This is a genomic window from Aeromonas sp. 82P (assembly GCF_051919365.1).
Taxonomy (GTDB): domain Bacteria; phylum Pseudomonadota; class Gammaproteobacteria; order Enterobacterales; family Aeromonadaceae; genus Aeromonas; species Aeromonas veronii.
This window is the reverse complement of record NZ_JBQBEV010000001.1, coordinates 1,494,441-1,511,956: the sequence shown is the minus strand read 5'-3', so window position 1 is coordinate 1,511,956 and position 17,516 is coordinate 1,494,441. Positions and strand designations below refer to the sequence as shown.

12 protein-coding genes are annotated in these 17,516 nt (G+C 60.4%); 4 read left to right on the top strand and 8 right to left on the bottom strand.

The features are described 5' to 3' along the window. Positions 1–55: 55 nt before the first annotated feature. From ACTG2S_RS07110 to ACTG2S_RS07090, 5 genes are all read right to left on the bottom strand, one after another. Complete coding sequence (locus ACTG2S_RS07110) at positions 56–2,188, bottom strand: lysine decarboxylase CadA (protein WP_139443216.1); 2,133 nt, start codon at positions 2,186–2,188, stop codon at positions 56–58. Positions 2,189–2,265: 77 nt separating this feature from the next. Continuing rightward, positions 2,266–3,600, bottom strand: a complete 1,335-nt coding sequence (gene cadB / locus ACTG2S_RS07105; protein ID WP_005338486.1) for a cadaverine/lysine antiporter — start codon at positions 3,598–3,600, stop codon at positions 2,266–2,268. 788 nt (positions 3,601–4,388) lie between these two features. Then, positions 4,389–5,942 carry a lysine decarboxylation/transport transcriptional activator CadC gene (gene cadC / locus ACTG2S_RS07100; RefSeq protein WP_021229174.1) on the bottom strand — a complete coding sequence of 518 codons (1,554 nt, stop codon included), beginning with the start codon at positions 5,940–5,942 and terminating at the stop codon, positions 4,389–4,391. A gap of 392 nt (positions 5,943–6,334) precedes the next feature. Next, entirely contained in the window at positions 6,335–7,615 is a 1,281-nt protein-coding gene (gene yjeH / locus ACTG2S_RS07095) for an L-methionine/branched-chain amino acid transporter (RefSeq protein ID WP_216977219.1), read from the bottom strand. An 88-nt stretch (positions 7,616–7,703) separates the two neighbouring features. Beyond that, positions 7,704–8,603: a LysR family transcriptional regulator gene (locus ACTG2S_RS07090; RefSeq protein ID WP_439982206.1), complete on the bottom strand. Its 900-nt coding sequence runs from the start codon at positions 8,601–8,603 to the stop codon at positions 7,704–7,706. 155 nt (positions 8,604–8,758) lie between these two features. On the opposite strand from ACTG2S_RS07090, the gene ACTG2S_RS07085 reads away from it, so the two are divergent. Together ACTG2S_RS07085 and ACTG2S_RS07080 are read left to right on the top strand one after the other, a co-directional pair. Then, positions 8,759–9,781, top strand: a complete 1,023-nt coding sequence (locus ACTG2S_RS07085; protein ID WP_236368035.1) for an MBL fold metallo-hydrolase — start codon at positions 8,759–8,761, stop codon at positions 9,779–9,781. Positions 9,782–9,872: 91 nt separating this feature from the next. Next, positions 9,873–10,592: a substrate-binding periplasmic protein gene (locus ACTG2S_RS07080; protein WP_439982204.1), complete on the top strand. Its 720-nt coding sequence runs from the start codon at positions 9,873–9,875 to the stop codon at positions 10,590–10,592. A 91-nt stretch (positions 10,593–10,683) separates the two neighbouring features. Here the strand turns inward: ACTG2S_RS07080 and ACTG2S_RS07075 are convergent, their stop codons facing one another. Continuing rightward, positions 10,684–11,976, bottom strand: a complete 1,293-nt coding sequence (locus ACTG2S_RS07075; protein ID WP_005338498.1) for an HAAAP family serine/threonine permease — start codon at positions 11,974–11,976, stop codon at positions 10,684–10,686. 498 nt (positions 11,977–12,474) lie between these two features. On the opposite strand from ACTG2S_RS07075, the gene ACTG2S_RS07070 reads away from it, so the two are divergent. Both ACTG2S_RS07070 and ACTG2S_RS07065 read left to right on the top strand, forming a co-directional pair. After that, positions 12,475–13,413, top strand: a complete 939-nt coding sequence (locus tag ACTG2S_RS07070) for a LysR family transcriptional regulator (RefSeq protein WP_042055187.1) — start codon at positions 12,475–12,477, stop codon at positions 13,411–13,413. A gap of 73 nt (positions 13,414–13,486) precedes the next feature. Further along, positions 13,487–14,899, top strand: a complete 1,413-nt coding sequence (locus ACTG2S_RS07065) for an MATE family efflux transporter (protein WP_274160667.1) — start codon at positions 13,487–13,489, stop codon at positions 14,897–14,899. A 114-nt stretch (positions 14,900–15,013) separates the two neighbouring features. Here ACTG2S_RS07065 and alsS read toward each other — a convergent pair whose 3' ends face one another. Both alsS and budA read right to left on the bottom strand, forming a co-directional pair. Then, complete coding sequence (gene alsS / locus ACTG2S_RS07060) at positions 15,014–16,684, bottom strand: acetolactate synthase AlsS (protein ID WP_005338504.1); 1,671 nt, start codon at positions 16,682–16,684, stop codon at positions 15,014–15,016. A gap of 18 nt (positions 16,685–16,702) precedes the next feature. Then, positions 16,703–17,497 (bottom strand): acetolactate decarboxylase, encoded by a 795-nt coding sequence (gene budA / locus ACTG2S_RS07055; RefSeq protein ID WP_274160666.1) that lies wholly within the window; start codon positions 17,495–17,497, stop codon positions 16,703–16,705. Positions 17,498–17,516 lie beyond the last annotated feature (19 nt).

Here is a 17,516-nt window from a genome sequence, read left to right as displayed (position 1 = left end):
GGAAAAACGGGCCTTGCGGCCCGTTGTTGTCACTTTCGACTGTTGTCACTGTCGATTAACGCAGCACCTTGACGGTGTAGCTGCCATCGGCCTGACGATAGAGGCCGTGGATGTCGGTCTCGAAGCCCGGGTAGTGGGCACCGATCTCGCACAGCATCTCGAGGAACTCGAGCACCGGCAGAGAATCCTGGGTCACCATCTCGCCCGGCAGAACCAAGGGTACTCCCGGCGGGTACGGCAGGATCATGTTGGCGCTGATGCGGTCAACCATGTCACGCAACGGCACCTCTTCCAGATTTCCCGCCAGCTCTTGCTGCCATGCAGCATGCGGGGTCATCTTCATCTCCGGCAGCACATCGAACGCCTTGAACATCAGCTCCGGCAGACGGTATTTGCAGGTCAGATCGTGGATGCTCTGGGCCAGCTCCTGAATGCGCATCCCTTCGTAGAAGCTCGGGTCTTCACGATAGAGGCTCGGCAGGATGTTCTTGATGGTCAGGTTCAGGTCATAACCACGCTTGAACTCGGTCAGGGCGCGCAGCAGCTGCATCGCCTTGGACTGATCGATACCGATAGAGAACAGGAACAGCATGTTGTAAGGGCCGGTTTTCTCGACCACGATGCCGCGCTCGTCGAGGAACTTGGAGACCAGTGAAGCAGGAATACCCTTCTCCAGCAGCTTGCCATCACGACCCATGCCCGGGGTCAGCAGGGTGACCTTGATAGGATCCAGGTACATGTGGTTGTCATCGATGTCCTTGAAGCCGTGCCAGTCATCTTTCGGATCCAGCTTCCAGCACTCGACGGTGTCGATGTTGTCCGGCTGCCATACGTCGAAGAACCAGCCTTCGCTCTGATCACGCAGACGCTTGATCTCTTTGCGGAAGGAGATGGCGCGATCGATGGAGTCCTTGATCAGACGCTTGCCGGTGTTGCCACGCATCATGGCGGCAGAGATCTCGGTCGATGCCACGATGCCGTACTGCGGCGAGGTAGAGGTGTGCATCATGAAGGCTTCGTTGAAGGTCTCTTCCTCCACGTCACCCTTGATGTGGATCATCGAGGCCTGGGAGAAGGCTGCCAGCAGCTTGTGGGTGGACTGGGTTTCGTAGAACACCTTGCCCGGCATCGCTTCGCCGCTCATGCCGCACTTGCCTTCATAGATCGGGCTGAAGTTGGTGTAAGGCACCCAGGCACTGTCGAAGTGGATGTAAGGGGTATCCAGACTCTCCTTGATGAAGCCGGTGTTGTAGAGCAGGCCATCATAGGTGGAGTTGGTGACGACGGCGTAACGGGGAGCCTGGGCACCCGGTGTCGCGGCAACCTTGGCAGCGATGGTGTCGCGGCTGAATTCGCTCTGCGGGATACCGCCCAGAATGCCGTAAGCGTTGCGGGTCGGACGGAAGTAGATCGGGGTCACGTCGTTCATCATCATCAGGTGAGTGAGCGACTTGTGGCAGTTGCGGTCAACCAGCACAGTGCTGCCGGCCGGCGCGGAGAACATGCCAACGATCTTGTTGGCAGTGGAGGTGCCGTTGGTGACGATATAGGAGCGATCGGCGTTGAAGGTACGGGCGATGTACTCTTCGGCTTCCTTGTGCGGACCAGAGTGATCCAGCAGGGAGCCCAGCTCCGGCATGGAGATGGAGACGTCAGCCTTGAACGCGTTCGGGCCGTAGAAGTCATAGAAGATGCTGCCGGCCGGGCTCATCTGGAAGGCGGTACCGCCCATGTGACCCGGCGTACAGAAGGTGTATTTACCCTCTTCCACGTACTTGAACAGCGCCTTGGTGAACGGCGGCAGGATGGCGTCCTGATACTCCTGAGTGGCCTGACCCATCTTGAGGGCGATGTCATCGGCCATGCCAAGACGGTACTCGAAGAAGTGCACGTTCAGACGCAGGTCGGTCAGGTGAATATCGAGGGTGGACTGGTCGTTGGCGAAGGCGAAGATCGGCAGCTTCTCGTTGCGATCGTGGATCTCCTTGCACAGACCCAGAGAGTATTTGTCCCAATCGAAGATGGCGCCGCAAACGCGGGGGTTCTTCTCGATCAGTTTCAGCAGGTCGGCAACGTCGACCGGATAAACAACCTCGAAACCCTTGCGCTCGAGGGAGGCTTGCAGCTGGCGAATGGGTTCTTCTTTAAAGAAAACGCCCAGGTGGTTGAGGATGGCAATGATATTCATCGTAATGCTCCACACGTAATGGGGCGCTCTCCATCATGGATGGTGAGTGAAGAGCGCTCGGAAGATAAAAGGGGGAATTAGTTGCTGGGTTGTTCGCTCAGCAGGGCGTCGTGCTGACGCAGACCCTGTTTTTTGGCGTAGAACATCAGGATGATGAGCGACACCACGAAGGTAGCGGTAAGGTTGGAACCCTTGGCACCCATCAGGGCTACCAGACAGAAGACACAGGCCACACCGGAGAAGATCATCGCGCCGATGCTGCGGGAGGTCATGCCTTCGAAGCGGATCAGGTTAATGCTGGAGTAGAAGTAGGGCAGCATGGTCAGCAGCACCGCATCGGTAGTCAGCACGTTGAAGAGATCGGCAGCGTGAGCGGACTGGGAAGTGAAGGCGGTCAGGCCAACCATCAGGGCAGTCATCTTGAGGGAGCCCAGGATCAGACCCTTCTTGGCTACGCCGTTCTTGTCCACTTCGCCGTAGATTTTCGGGAAGTTGCCGTCGTTGGCGGCACGCTTGCCCGCCTCGCCCACCAGCATCATCCAGGAGCCCAGCGAGGTGAAGCAGGCCAGGGCGGTGAAGGCAGAGACAAACGGTGCAGACCAGCTACCGAAGATGGCGGAGGAGGCCATGGCAAACGGGGCGCCGGAAGCAGCCACTTCACCGGCCGGGAACATGCCGCTGATCACCTGGGTAGAGAGGATGTAGATAACACCGGCGATACCGGTACCCAGCATGGTCGCGAGCGGTACGGTGCGCTTGGGGTTCTTCACCATGCCGGAAGAGACGGCGGCAGATTCAACACCGACGAAGGACCAGAGGCAGATCAGCACGGCGCTGATGACCGCATGCAGGTCGCTGCCGCTGGTGGTGTTCCAGTTCTGGCTGTAGACGGTGGCATCAAAATGACCCCAGCCCATCACCGCAGTGCCGACCACCGGCAGCAGGATCAGCACCAGACCCAGAGTACAGAGTCGGCTCACCCAGCTACCGCCAAGCAGGTTGACGAAGGTGAAGATCCAGACGGCAGCGATGGTGGCTGCGGCGGCCGGAATTGGGCTGTTGAGAATGGGGAAGAAGACCGAGAGGTAGGAGACGCCGGTAATGGCGATGGCCAGGTTACCGATCCAGTTGGCGTGGTAATAAAGCACACCGGTCTGGAAACCGAACACCGGAGAGATCTCGCCAGCGTAAGCAATGGGGCCACCCTCTTGCGGGTTCTTGGTAGCAAGGCGGGCGAAGACAAAGGCGAGGCCCATGGCGCCTACCAGACAGATTGCCCAGCTAAAGACAGAGATGGAGCCGATGGTGGCCAGTGCCGAAGGCAGCAGCGCGATGCCACTCCCCATCATGTTGCCGGCCACCACACCTGTACAGGCGATAAGGCCAATCTTCTTGCTCGTATCTAGGGACATAAGATCTCCGGTTCTATAAAAGGTCGGGTCGTCACATACACATTTGGCGGAACGCCCCGCCAAAGAATGGGCACAGACTAGGCCTCTCATCCCCGGAAAACATAAAGACCAGCTAACGGATAAAAATATGAGCCAACTTTTTTCGCCGCCTCGTCACTTTTGATAAAAACCATTTAAAAACAGTAAATTGACATCACATCACACAGCCGTCTTGATAAAACCTTGATATCCTTCCGCCCAATTTTTCCCCTTGATAACCCCCTTATCTCGCCGTCTTGATATTTTTGGCCAGATAAACCCGGGATAAAGCAGCTCCCATTGCGCCCCCCTGCCCTTGTAACCATTTGAACGCCCTGCTGACCATCACCCTGAAGACCGCTCACCTCCTGTTTGACCCTCTGCTTGTTTCATCGCAATTCAGACTCAAAAGCAAAGCTCAGTGGCGACAACTGTTCAGCAGTGAGCAGTGAGCAGTGAGCAGTGACGGACATCTTATCCCGCTACCAACAATGGATAGACATCACGAGCAGCGCGCACGGCGTGAAGCCGAACAAACGCGAGTGCAGCGAATGCCGCGTGCAAGGCAAAGGCAAGTGGGGATAGTGGGGATAGTGGGGATAGTGGGGATAGTGGGGAGCTTCGGGGGATAAATCGGGCCGCACCAGAGCGACTATCCCCGGTGGCAAACATGCAGGATTGAGACGAGCAGAAACCGCACAGGCCGCCCGAAGGCAGCCTGTGGATGAGGTCGGCAACCGCACCGACCGGGGGAAAACCAAACTGCGGTGTTAAAAGAGCTTCACCTTGCTCTGACCCAATGCATTGAACAGAGCCGGAGTGAGGCTCTCCATATTGCTGTAGAAACCGAGCTGCTGGCAGAGCAGATAGGTCTGCTCGGTCGCCTCCATCAGAAAGGCCTGACTGTAGGCATCACCCGCCGCCTCGGGACGACCGTCCAGCTCCGCCAGCTTGCCCTGCAGTATGTAGTAGAGCACCGAGCGGCCGCGACTCGCCGCCTTCTCCAGCAGATAGTTGGCCTGCTGTTGCTGGCCGTTGAGGATCGCCTGCAGGGTCAACGCCTCCCACACCCGAGCAGGGAGGGCGCCGCTGTTTTGCACCACGCTGGCGAGATGAGTGCCAATCCCCTGCAGCCGCTCGCTCTCGGATTTGCCCGCCAGGGTGGCCAGCGCCTCGCCCGCCAGATAGCGCTCCGCCAACAGCAGCGGCTGATCCGGATGGGCAATCAGCGCCTGCTCCAGCAGATCGATGCCGCGCTTGAGGGCGACCGGATCCCGGCTGTTGATGTAGTACTGCGCCTCCATCATCGCCATCAGGGAGGCATCATCGGTGGGCCACCCCATCCCCGGCTCGGCATCGGGTTGGTCTAGGGCACGCAGCAGATCCTGGCTGCTCGCCTGCAACACGCCGTGCACACTGTGGCGACTGAGCTGGTACTGATGGCTGAACAGCACCCGGTTGGTGTTGATATTGCGATACTCCAGATCGAGATAGGTGCCGCGCGGCTGGCGGGTGACCCGCACACTCAGCTCCTTGCCGGGCATGATACCCCCCATCAGAGTGGTGGCGCCGTACTGCACCCGCAGCGGCGTCGCCACGGCCACCTCCCCCATCAGGGCACGGGTAATGCCATCGGCGAGGCGCACGTTCTCGTTGTTGTCATCCATGCCGGAGTGGAAGCGGAACACCAGCAGATTGGGATCCAGCATGGCATGCACCTGGGGGCTGGTGTGCTGGTAGCTGAGCATGCTGACAATGGCGATCAGCACGATGGCAACGAAGATATCGAAACTCACCATCTTCCAGCGGCTGCGAGCATCCTTGGCATGGGTGGAGATGGCGCGGGTCAGGGGCCCGGCGGGAAAAGGGGCGACATTGGGCTGTGCATCATCATCCTGCTCAGCCACGGGCGGGCTCAGATCGGAGAGCGTCGGGTTGTCGGAGAGAGCGGTATTGACCGCGGGCGCGGGCTGCTCGTCCGCCATCACCACGGAAACCACCTGCAACGGCCGCACCGGTGCCACCAGCTTGTAGCCGCGCTTGGGTACGGTGACGATATAGTCGGTCGCATCGGTGCGACCATCTTTGAGGATCTTGCGCAGTTCGAAGATGGACTGGGTCACTACCTGATCGGTCACCTCGGCGCCATCCCACACCTCGTTGATCAGGGCATCGCGGCCAAACACGGTGCCGGCATTGTGGGCCAGAAACCGCAACAGATTGACCAGTCTGGGTTCGAGGTAGACCTCACGGTCGGGGCGACACAACATGTTGTCGTCAACGCTCAGGGTCCAGTCGTGGATCTCAAAAACCGATTCGCTCATGATTCACTCGCTGCAGATGGTGACAATGCACGATGAGAGAGACGCAAAACCCGGGCTGACTGAACGGAACAAGGCGCTATCACTACAGGTGACAGATAAAAAGAGAACCGAAGCAATCACATCTCTGAGAGTCAGTCTGGCCAGGCCATCCTGTTTACGTCTGAAGGGCATCCTTGCGGGCATTCCGACCACCGGGATCGGAAGGGATCACTTTAAGCAAAACGGGAGCTGGATCCCACTTTTTTTGGCTATAAATCGCCGTTGAGTTGATCCGACACCGCACTTTTCGGCAAATAGCATGCCAACTAGTATTCATATGAACATCCCATATGCCGGAATCAAAAAGCCCTGAACATCAGGGCTTTCTCATTTCTTCGACAATCGGGGAGACGTTACTTCGCCAGCGGGAGCGCATCCTGCTGACGACTGCGGCGCAGATGACGCCGCCACAACGAGAAGCCGCCGTAGCCAAGACTGAGCACCACCGCATAGAGCACCTGAGTGGAGAGTGCCACCAGCACCAGAGCGCAGAGCAGTACGCTCACGCCCGCCAGTCCCTTGCCCACCCCGCCGAGCAGACGCCAGCCCGCCGCCATGCAGAGCAGGTAGACCAGCACGAAGTTGCCGTTGGCGTAGCGGATCAGCTCATCGAGCGGCAGTCGCAACCAGATGATGAGGGTGATGCAGAGCAGACAGATGGCGAGCACTAGGCCGAGCGCCCGCAGCGGCGCGCCGCGGGCGGTGAGCACGGCCAGCGAGGGGGGCAACTTGCCTTCCCGTGCCATGCTCCAAATAAGCCGGGCAAAGCCCTGAATGTAGATGTTGATGCTGGCAAAACAGGATAGGTAGCCGAGCACCGCCACCAGCCACTTGGCGGTGGGGCCGAACAGCAGCGCCAGCAGGGAGGGGATGGCGGTGGCGTTTTTCGCCTCATCGCCGTAGAGGCCATATTTGAGCACCACCAGCGAGTGCACCCAGTAGATAAGCCCCGCCAGCAGCACCCCGCCGAGCAGGGCGATGGGGTAGTCCCGCTCCGGCCGCTTGAACTCCTCACCCATATGGGCGAAGGCTTCCAGCCCGACGAAACACCAGAACATCACCGCCAGCGCGGTGGCCATAGGGGGCCACTCATCCGCACTCGGCAGCGGCCGGGCCGCATCGCGCCAGCTCACCTCCCCCTTGAACCAGATCAGCAGGGTGAGCCCCAGAATGGCGAGCGCAATCAACAGTTGCAGGTTGCCGGAAGATCGCGCCCCGCGCAGCCCCAGCAGAAAGACCCCGAGCAGGGTGAGCAGCTGGATGGCCCAGAGGGTCCACTCCCCCATCTCGAACAGGGCGTGCCAGAAACCGGCGGCAATCATCAGGGCGGCAGGCAGCCCCACCGGCAGCACCGCCAGAAACAGGAAGGCGGAGAAGCGCTCGGCGCCGTTGCCAAAAGCAAGGCCAATCAGGTGCGGCGCACCGCCCGCATGGGGATAGCGACGACCGAGGCGAGCGAAGGTAAAGGCGATGGGCAGCACCAGCGCAATCAGCAGCAACCAGGCCCAGAGCGAGGCCCCACCCGCCAGCGAGGCGGCAGTCGCTGGTACCACGAAGATCCCGGTGCCGAGCAGCGAGGTGGCGAGCAGCCCCATCCCCTGCCAGAGCCCGAGATCCTTTTTCAACCCAGACATATCCTTTTGTCCTGACTAAAAAAACATCCCGCCATGTTAGGCCTGCCCCGCCCCTTTGTTAAGCACGGCAGCGAGAATATGCAGCCTTTTATTCAGGCTCGGACTCAGCTTGCAGGGATTCGGCCAGAAAATCCCCCAGCAGGGTGATTTTGAGCACCTGCCGCCGCGCCGCTGGATAGATGAAGTAGAGAATCTTGGCCGGGCTCTGATAGCGGCCAAGCAGCGGCAGCAGACGCCCTGCAGCGATATGCTCACGCACCTGTTCGGCGGGCTGTAAGGTGATGCCAGCCCCCGAGAGCGCAGCCGTCAACAAGGCTGGCCAGTGATTGATGCGCAGGCGCGAGGCGACCCGCACCTCCTCGCTCTGGCCATCCTCCCCGACAAACTGCCAGCGCTCGTGCTCCCCCCAGTTGCCGTGCAGGCACTGGTGGCGGGCGAGATCGGCCGGATGACGGGGTACGCCGTGGCGATTGAGGTAGTCGGGGGCCGCGCAGAGGCGGTAGTGCTGGGTCAGCAGCGGACGGGCGATCAGCGCCTCATCCTGCGGGCGCAGGGTGCGGATGGCGGCGTCGAACCCCTCCTCCACCAGATCGACCCAGCGCGGGGTGAGCTGCAGATCCAGATCCAGCTTGGGGTAGCGGTCGATAAAAGCGGGCAGCAGCGGCACCAGCCGATGGTGGCCAAAGCTGAGGGGAGCGGCGATGCGCAGCCGTCCGGCCGGCTCGGCCAGCAGGTTCTGGGTGAGCGACTCGGTCAATGCCAGCTCCTCCAGTACCCGCTGACAGCGAGCGAGAAAAAGCTGGCCCAGCTCGGTGAGAGTCTGCTGGCGGGTGGTCTTGTGAAACAGCTTGCCCCCCAGCCACTGCTCCAGTCCCAGCACATGCTTGCCCACCATCTGGGCGCTGATCCCCTCTTCGCTCGCCACCGCGCTGTAGGAGCCGAGATCCACCACCCGGGTGAAGATACGCATGCTGGTCAATCGGTCCACAACCCCTCCTCTGACCTTCATTCAAGGCGATTTGGCCCGCGACAAGGGCACTAATTCACAACCAAAAGTTTAGTAAGAAATGGATTTTAGCCAATTTATTCAACTTTTAGTTACCAATACAGTGATGCCGTCCCTTCCCCACAGGATAAATTCCCATGAAAAGCACCTATCTGGCCGCATTACTGGTCGGTCTGCTGGCTACCGGTGTCAGTCAGGCCGCCGAGAGCAGTTTTATCAGCAACCACGACCATGCCCCTGCCTCAGCAACTCAAGCCCGGCCCGATATCTTTCGGGTCAGCCTGCTCGGCACCGGCACTCCGGTGCCCCAGATCAGCCGGGGCGGCTACAGCACTCTGGTCGAGGCAGGCAACCAGAAGCTGGTGTTCGATTTTGGCCGTAACTCCGCCACTCGCCTGTGGCAGCTGCATATCCCCATCGGCCGGGTCAACGCCTTCTTCCTCACTCACTTTCACTCCGACCACACCAACGGGCTGGCGGATCTCTGGCTGACCGGCTGGCTGCAACCGGCCTATGGCCAGCGCCACGCGCCGATGGAACTCTACGGCCCCAAGGGCACCACAGCTCTCGCCCGTGGCTTGCAGCAGGCCTACGCCACCGACATCGCCACCCGGGTCAAGGATGAGGGAACGCCGCTGGACGGGGTGGAGATCAACAGCCACGAGGTCACCGCCGGGGTGGTCTACAACCATGACGGGGTCAAGGTAACCGCCTTTGACAACGACCACGGAGTCAACATCAAGCCATCATTCGGCTATCGCATCGACTATCACGGCCACAGCGTGGTGCTCTCCGGCGATACCCGCTACAGCCCTGAAGTGGTGAAGCAGGCCAAAGGAGCCGACCTGCTGGTGCACTGCGTCTCAATGACCTCTGCCGAACAGATGAAGGCCAACCCCGGCTACAAGGCGATCGCCGGTCACCTCGCCTCCCCCGAGCAGGCGGCCCGGGTAATGAACGAAGCCAAACCGGCGCTGACCGTGTTCAGCCATATCGGCCTCAACGGCAAGATCAGGGTCAAAGATCTGGCGCAGGATCTGCGCGCCCGCTACACGGGCCCCTTCGTCATCGGCAACGACCTGATGCAGATTGATCTGCCCACCACGGCCTCCGGCAAGGGCTATGCCCTCTGGCAGTCGGAGAATATCGACAATAAATAGATGGCACGGATGCCGGTCAGCCATGGCCGGCATCCGCAATCGACACCGGGGGCTATCTTTAAGGGGTGTTTGACCACAAGGAGTTATCTCTATGAGCCTGAAATGGAAGCACCTCGCCCTGGCCACTCTTCCCTTGTTCGGCATGTCGGTCGCTCAGGCGGCGATGTTGACCAGCCTTGAATGGCCCCCTTACACCAGCGCCAGCCTGCCTGAACAGGGCAAGAGCAGTCAGGTGGTGACCGCAGCCTTTGCCCTGGCTGGCGACCCGCTGACTATCAAGTTCTACCCCTGGCAACGGGCCGTGGACGAGGCAACCAACAACCCAGAGGTACTGGGTTATTTCCCCGAGTATCTCGACCCCAAGAGCAGCTGCCTCTTCTCTGACCCCATAGGTAACGGCCCTCTCGGGTTTGCCCAGCGAGCCGATCAGTCGGTCACCTGGCAGAGCCTTGATGACCTCAAGGGCAAGAAAATTGGTGTCGTCACCGGCTATGTGAATACCACCGAGTTCGACGAAAAAGTGGCCAGCAAGGCGCTCTCGGCTGACGCCACCAGCTCGGACAGCCAGAACCTGCTCAAGCTCGGCAACGGTCGGCTCGATCTGGCGGTTATCGACCAGAATGTGATGACCTATCTGCTGGAGAGCGATCCCCAGCTCAAGGACGTCGCCGCCAACCTCGGCTTCAACGGCAAGATCCTCGAGGACAAGTCCCTCCACGTCTGCTTTACCAACTCAGCCAAGGAGAAAGAGGCGCGGGACAAATTCAACAAGGCGCTGGCCAGCGATGAGGTGAAGAAGCTGATGAAGTAGCGATACCGCATCCGCTCGCCGCCCCAAAAAGCCATAAAAAAAGCCGCCTCTTGCGAGGCGGCTTCTTCATTCAACTTGGTAACCGGAGTTATCAGGCAATCAGCTTGTAGATGATACCGGACATGGCGATCAGGCCGATGATGGTCACGAAACCGTTGCTGATGTTGCCAGCGTATTTGCGCATGGCCGGAACCTTGGTGATGGCGTACATCGGCATCAGGAACAGCAGCATTGCGATGATCGGGCCGCCCAGGTCTTCAATCATGCCGAGGATGCTCGGGTTGATGGTAGCGATGGCCCAGGTGGTCAGGATCATGAACACGGCAGTGACTTTGTTCAGTTGCTTGGTGTCAACGTTCTTGCCCTTCTCGCGCAGCGCCTTGGCCATCAGGCCGTTCATGCCCTCTTGCGCACCTAGGTAGTGCCCCAGGAAGGATTTGCTGATGGCAACCATGGCGATCAGCGGAGCCACAGTACCGATAACCGGGTTATCGAAGTGGTTGGCCAGGTAGGACAGGATGGAGATGTTCTGTTCTTTGGCAGCAGCCAGGTCAGCCGGGGAGAGGCTCAGTACGCAGCTGAATACGAAGAACATAACGGTCATCACCATCATGACGTGGGCGCCCAGCAGGATGTTGCTGCACTTCTTCTCGGCACCTTCACCGTAACGACCTTTGTTGTCCACCGCGAAGGAGGAGATGATCGGGGAGTGGTTGAAGGAGAACACCATTACCGGGATAGCCAGCCACAGGGTCTTGATGAAGTCACCGTTGAAGGCGTCGGACAGGGCCGGAGCTTCAGTGATGATGGCACCGTTCCAGTGCGGGATCAGGTAGAACGCCAGACCCATCAGGGTGAGCACGAACGGGAATACCAGCACGCTCATCGCTTTGACGATAACCTGGCCGCCCAGACGAACAACCGCCATCAGACCGAGGATCAGGGCCAGTGACAGAACGGCACGGGGAGGTGCAGACATGCCCAGCTGGTGAACAATCACGCTCTCGACGGTGTTGGTGATGGCGACTGAATACATCAGCACGATCGGGTAGATGGCAAAGAAGTAGAGCAGGGTGATGAATTTGCCTGCGGTCTTGCCGAAGTGCTCTTCTACTACTTCAGTGATGTCGCCATCACGGGTAGAGCCGGACAGCACGAAGCGGGTCAGACCACGGTGAGCAAAGAAAGTCAGCGGCAGCGCCAGGATCAACATGGCAACCAGCGGCCACAGGCCACCTACACCGGCGTTGATTGGCAGGAAGAGCACACCGGCACCGATCGCGGTACCGTACAGACCCAGCATCCAGACCACATCGGCCTTGTTGACGCCGCGGGAGGTGTTGCTGGCTAAACGACCATCAGCTGCAATATTCATGTCAGACATACGTTGTTCCTGTCATCTAGGAAAATGGGATTCTTGTTTGGTCGGGCCTTGGCCCGGTTCCATCTCCCTGGAACGCCTGCTGTCCGTCCTTGATATTAACCTCTCGCCCCCCGGCAACCTGGCCATCACTCCTTGTGACAACAGGATTGCAACAAACAACAGTGCGAGATTTTGACCCTGAGGGTCGGCGCCCGTCTCACTTAACAACCGATTAACGTGCGCCACTCTTGATGGGCTGACTTTAATTAAATGCCCTTATTAATCACAGCGTTTTTTTGAATTAATCAACCAAAGTTTGATTTTGGTCGCCTTTCGGACGACCAAGATCACACTCAAAGCGCCTTATTGTGAGTTTTTTTTAACAATTCAACTTAGTTTCACTGGAATCAATGGCCTGCGAGCAGCTACATATTTGCAACAAGCCACCCATTTAGCGCGGATTGTGTGCAGCACGGCCTTGGCGTACCCTTGTGACTCACGCCTTTTTGTTGATTGATGATGACCATTACCCGTACCGATCTCGCCGAACTGGCGGTGTTTGCCGCCGTCGCCCGTCACCGCAGTTTCAGCAAGGCCGCCCTCGAACTCGGGGTCTCCGCCTCCGCCCTCAGCCATAGCCTGAAGGGGCTGGAAGCCCGTCTGGGAGTACGGCTGCTCAACCGCAGCACCCGCGCCGTGGTACCGACCGAAGCGGGCCAGCGGCTGCTCAAGCAGCTGCTCCCCACCCTCAATACCCTGGAAGAGGCGCTTTGCGAGCTGGCCCGCAACAGCGACGAGCCGGTGGGAAGGCTCAAGCTCTGCGCCCCCCGCGGCGCCATCGACAGCCTGCTGGCACCTGTGCTGATCGACTATCTGGCCCGCTATCCGCGGATGCAGGTGGAGGTAGTGGAGCAGGAGCTGATGCCCCGGCTGATTGAAGATGGCTACGATGCCGCGCTCTTTTATGGCGATCTGCTGCCCAAGGAGATGATCGGCATCCCCCTCGGCCCGCCCCAGCGCTATCTGGTGGTAGGCTCCCCGGCCTATCTGGCGGAGCACGGTACGCCGGAGCACCCGAGCGAGCTGAGCCGCCACGCCTGTATCGGCTATCGCCTCACCCCGCACCACCACTATCGCTGGGCCTTTGCCGCCGACGGCACCATGCTGGAGATCGAAGTGACCGGGCCGCTCACTACCAGCACCCCGGCCCTCTATCTGGGCGCCGCCGAGGCGGGGCTGGGACTGGCCTACTGTCTGGAAGAGGAGGTAAGCCAAAAGGTCGCGGAAGGGAAACTGCTCACCGTGCTGGAGCCCTGGTGCCCCACCTTTGCCGGCTTCTACCTCTTCTATCCCAGTCGGCATCAGCTGGGCAGCGGCCTGCGCATCCTGATCGACATGCTCAAGGCTCACTACCAAAACCCCGGATTAGTGAGTAATACTCAGCAATTCATCAAGTGAAACCCTGATTATCACCAAATAAGTATTAATCTAGACTAGCTGTTCGATAATCGAACTCCCCGAGAGAACAGATATGTCTGCCTATTTAACACTGCGGCAACGGGCCATGACCCGTCGCTTCTGGGCTTACGCCCTCCCCTCCATTCTTGCCATGCTGGTCTCGGGGGCCTACTACCTCATCGACGGCATCTTCGTCGGCCACTATGTCGGTGCCGCTGGCCTCGCCGGGATCAACCTGGTCTATCCGGTCATCATGGTGCTGATCGGTCTGGCCGCCATGATCAGCATGGGGGCGGCCACTGCCATCTCCTTCCAGCAAGGGGCGAAAAACGACACGCTGGCCCGTCAGGCGCTGGTCAACGCCCTCTGGCTGCTGGCCGGTCTCGGGGTAGTTGCGCCGGTGCTGCTCTATTACACCCACACCGATATCCTGCTGGGGCTGGGGATTGAACAGGGCACCGAGACCTGGAAACAGGCGAGCGACTACCTCACCTGGATTGGCGGCGGTACCCTGCTGCTGGCCAGCAATCTGGCGGTGCCCTATCTGCTGCGCAACGATGGCCGCCCGAAACTGGCCATGGTGCTGGTGAGCAGCGGCGCCGTGCTCAATATCATCCTCAACTACATCATGGTGGGTCGGCTGGGGCTGGGATTGATCGGTACCGCGCAAGCCACCCTGATGGCAGAGGGTGCGGTGAGCCTGATCGGCCTTGGCTACTTCTTTACCCCCTGGGCGCGGCTGCGCCTCAGCTGGCGGGATCTGGTGCCCAACCTCCCCGCCATGCCGCACCTGCTCTTTACCGGCCTGCCGAGCCTGATTGCCCAGTTCAACCTCGGCCTGCTGCTGATGCTGCACAACAGCCAGCTGATGGTGTATGGCAATGTGAAGGATCTGGCGGGCTTTACCGTGGCCGGTTACACCGAAGCGGTCTTTATCGTCATTCTGCAGGGGCTCGCCTTCGGCATTCAACCGCTCATCAGCAAGGCGGCAGGGGCCAAGCGCAATCGCAACCTCAAGTACCTGATGGAGATGGGGCTCAAGTTCACCTTTATCTACGGCATGCTGGTGTGGCTCACCATCCAGCTGCTGCCGAGACAGGTCGCCATGCTCTATACCGGCGACAAGGATCCCGAACTGCTGGCCGCCGCCATCAGCAGCCTGACCCTCAACCTCGGCGCCATTCCGCTGGAGGGGATCATCATGTTCGGCATAGTGCTGCTGCAATCCATGGCGCGTACCCGTCAGGCGCTGGTCATCTCCATCGCCAAAACCGTGTTGCTGCTGCCGCTCATCTTCCTGCTGCCGCAACTGTGGGGGCGTGATGGGGTGCTGATGGCCCAGCCCGCCACCGTGCTGCTGCTCACCCTGCCGCTCTGCTGGCTGCTGTGGCGCGAGTGGCTGCGCCTGAAGATGGCCTGCGCGCCAAAAAACAAGCGTCGCCCGCAACCGGCCCGCGCACGCGCCGCCGTCCAGCTGGCCCGTTAAGGTCACCCATCCCGCAAAACAATAAAAAACCGGCATCCATTGATGCCGGTTTTTGCTATATGGGCGGGTCTGCTTGCGCTGACACAACAAGCCAGGCCAACACCGCTGCCCACACTATGCCAATACTTCTGGCCTGAGCTGGGCCATCAGCCCCGGGTTGTCGGAGTAATCCACCGGGATCGCCACCACAGCAGGCCCCTCCACCGCCAGTGCGGCCCGCAGGGTGGCGCGCAGCTCGTCGGCAGAGCGCACCGCGAAACCGGCCGCCCCGAACGATTCGGCATAGCGTTTGAAGTCGATGGGACCAAAAGAGACGCCGGAGGTGCGGCAATACTTCTGCTGCTCCTGCATCGCCACCATGTTGTAGCCGTTATCAACCCAGATGATGTGGACGATATTGCTCTTGAGCCGCACCGCCGTCTCCAGCTCCATGCTCGACTGCATAAAGCTGCCATCCCCCGATACCGAGATCACCTTCTCACCCGGCCGTACCAGCGCCGCGCCGATAGCCCACGGCAGTGCCACCCCCATGGTCTGCTGACCATTGGAGATCAACACCTGACGGGCGCGGAAGCTGTAGAGGTAGCGGGCAATCCAGATATGGAAGCTGCCCATGTCGACGCAGAGTGTCATGTCGTCGCGCACCAGATCCTGCAGCTCGCGCACGATACGCAAGGGGTGAACCGGATTGCCGTGCAGATCATCGGCCCGCATCGCCAGTCGCAGTCGCTGCTGGCGCACCCCTTGCAGCAGCCGATCCACCTCGGGGGGACGGATTTTCGGATTGCCCATGATGCGGGTCAGCTGCAACAGGTTGGCGCGGATCGACCCCACCAGCTCGGCGGTCGGGCAGTAGCTGCTGTCGATATCGGCAGGCAGCACGTCGATATGGAGGATGCGCCGCTCCCGATCGCCATTCCACAGCACGGGGTCGTACTCGATGGGGCTGTAGCCGATGCAGATCACCAGATCGGCCCCCGCCAGCAGCTGATCCCCCGGCTGGTTGTTAAACAGCCCCACCCGTCCGGCAAAGTCATCGAAGTGGCAGCTGTCCACCACCCCGGCAGCCTGATAGGTACCGGTCACCGGCAGCCGCGCCTTGTCGAGGAAGGCGCGTACCGCTTCGGCATTTTCCGGCCGGCTCGCCATCAGGCCGAGCAGCACCACCGGATTCTGGGCGTTGCGCAGCAGGGTCAATGCCTGCTCCATATTCTGTTCGTCGGCGCAGCCCGGCTCCGGCACCTCGCGGGGTACCAGCACATTGCCCTGCACCGGCTTGTTGATGATATCCATCGGCAGGCTGACAAACGCCGCCCCCGGACGTCCCAGCTCGGCGGCGCGAAAGGCGTTGGCCATCACTTCGGAGATCGCCGCCCCGCTGTTGACCTGAGCACTGAACTTGGTGACCGGACGGCAGAGGTTGACCGTATCCATGCTCTGATGAGTGAGCTTGAGGCCGTCGGCACGGCGCACCGCACCGCCCAGCGCCACCATGGGGTCCCCCTCCGAGGTGGCGGTCGCCAGCCCGGTAATGAGGTTGGAGCAACCGGGGCCCGAGGTGACCAGCGCCACCCCCGCCTTGCCGGTGAGGCGCCCCACGGCGGCCGCCATAAAGGCGGCGTTAGCCTCGTGGCGCACCACTATGGTCTCGATGGGAGAGTCCTCCAGCGCATCGAACACCCGGTCAATCTTGGCGCCGGGAATACCGAACACCTGCTTGACCCCTTGCGCCTCCAGATGACGAACCACCAGCTCGGCACCGCACTTCCACTGTCTGTTTTCCATGATATTGCTCCTTGTCTATCAGCCTTCGGCAGCCTGAATGGCGCGATCGAGATCGACGGGGTTGAGGTCGGCCTGCCGGAAAGCGGGATCCGATGGCAGGGCCAGATTGAGGTGACGCACCACAGAAAGCCGCAGGGTACCGTGGGCCATGGTGTAGTCGAGCAGATGACCGCCCCCCTTGCGATCGGCGGTGATCATGTGTTCGTGAAAGCCCGCCACATTGACCCCCTGCACGAACGGCGGGCAGCGAAAACCCACCAGGGTTCCCGCCACCGCGGCAAAGCGGAACAGCGGCTGCTGTTCGATGGCTTCCAGCATGGGGCGATAGGGGGGCTCCTGGCGCGGCACGGTACGGACCTTGGCCGTTTCAAACTGGCCGTCGAGACGCAGGGCGACGAAGACGTTGTCGGATCCCACCAGCCGATCCACCCACTGGTGGATCTCGTCACGGCTGAGGGGATGGTCGAAGCGACGCTCCAGACAGGGGCGAAAATGGGTCATCACCGCGAAGGGGGTCTTCTGATCGGCGCGGGCGGGACGGGCCGAGCCATCGGAGCGCAACTGGTGGATCTGGCGCTCGAAGGCGATCAGCTCACCATCGAGGTGGTTGAAGGTGCCGAGGCCAAAGTCGCCGTGGCGCAGCAGCTCGCTCATGGTGGTCTCCCCTTCGTAGACCCCCGCCAGCAGGGCGCTCATCAGGGAACTCTGGTAGATCTCGCCACCGTCATGCTGCCTGCGCCAGCGGGAAAACTGCTGGCTCACTTCGAGGGCACAGCTGCACCCGGCACTGTCAGATGTTGCAATATGTTCCATTCGGGTTTCACCTCCACCG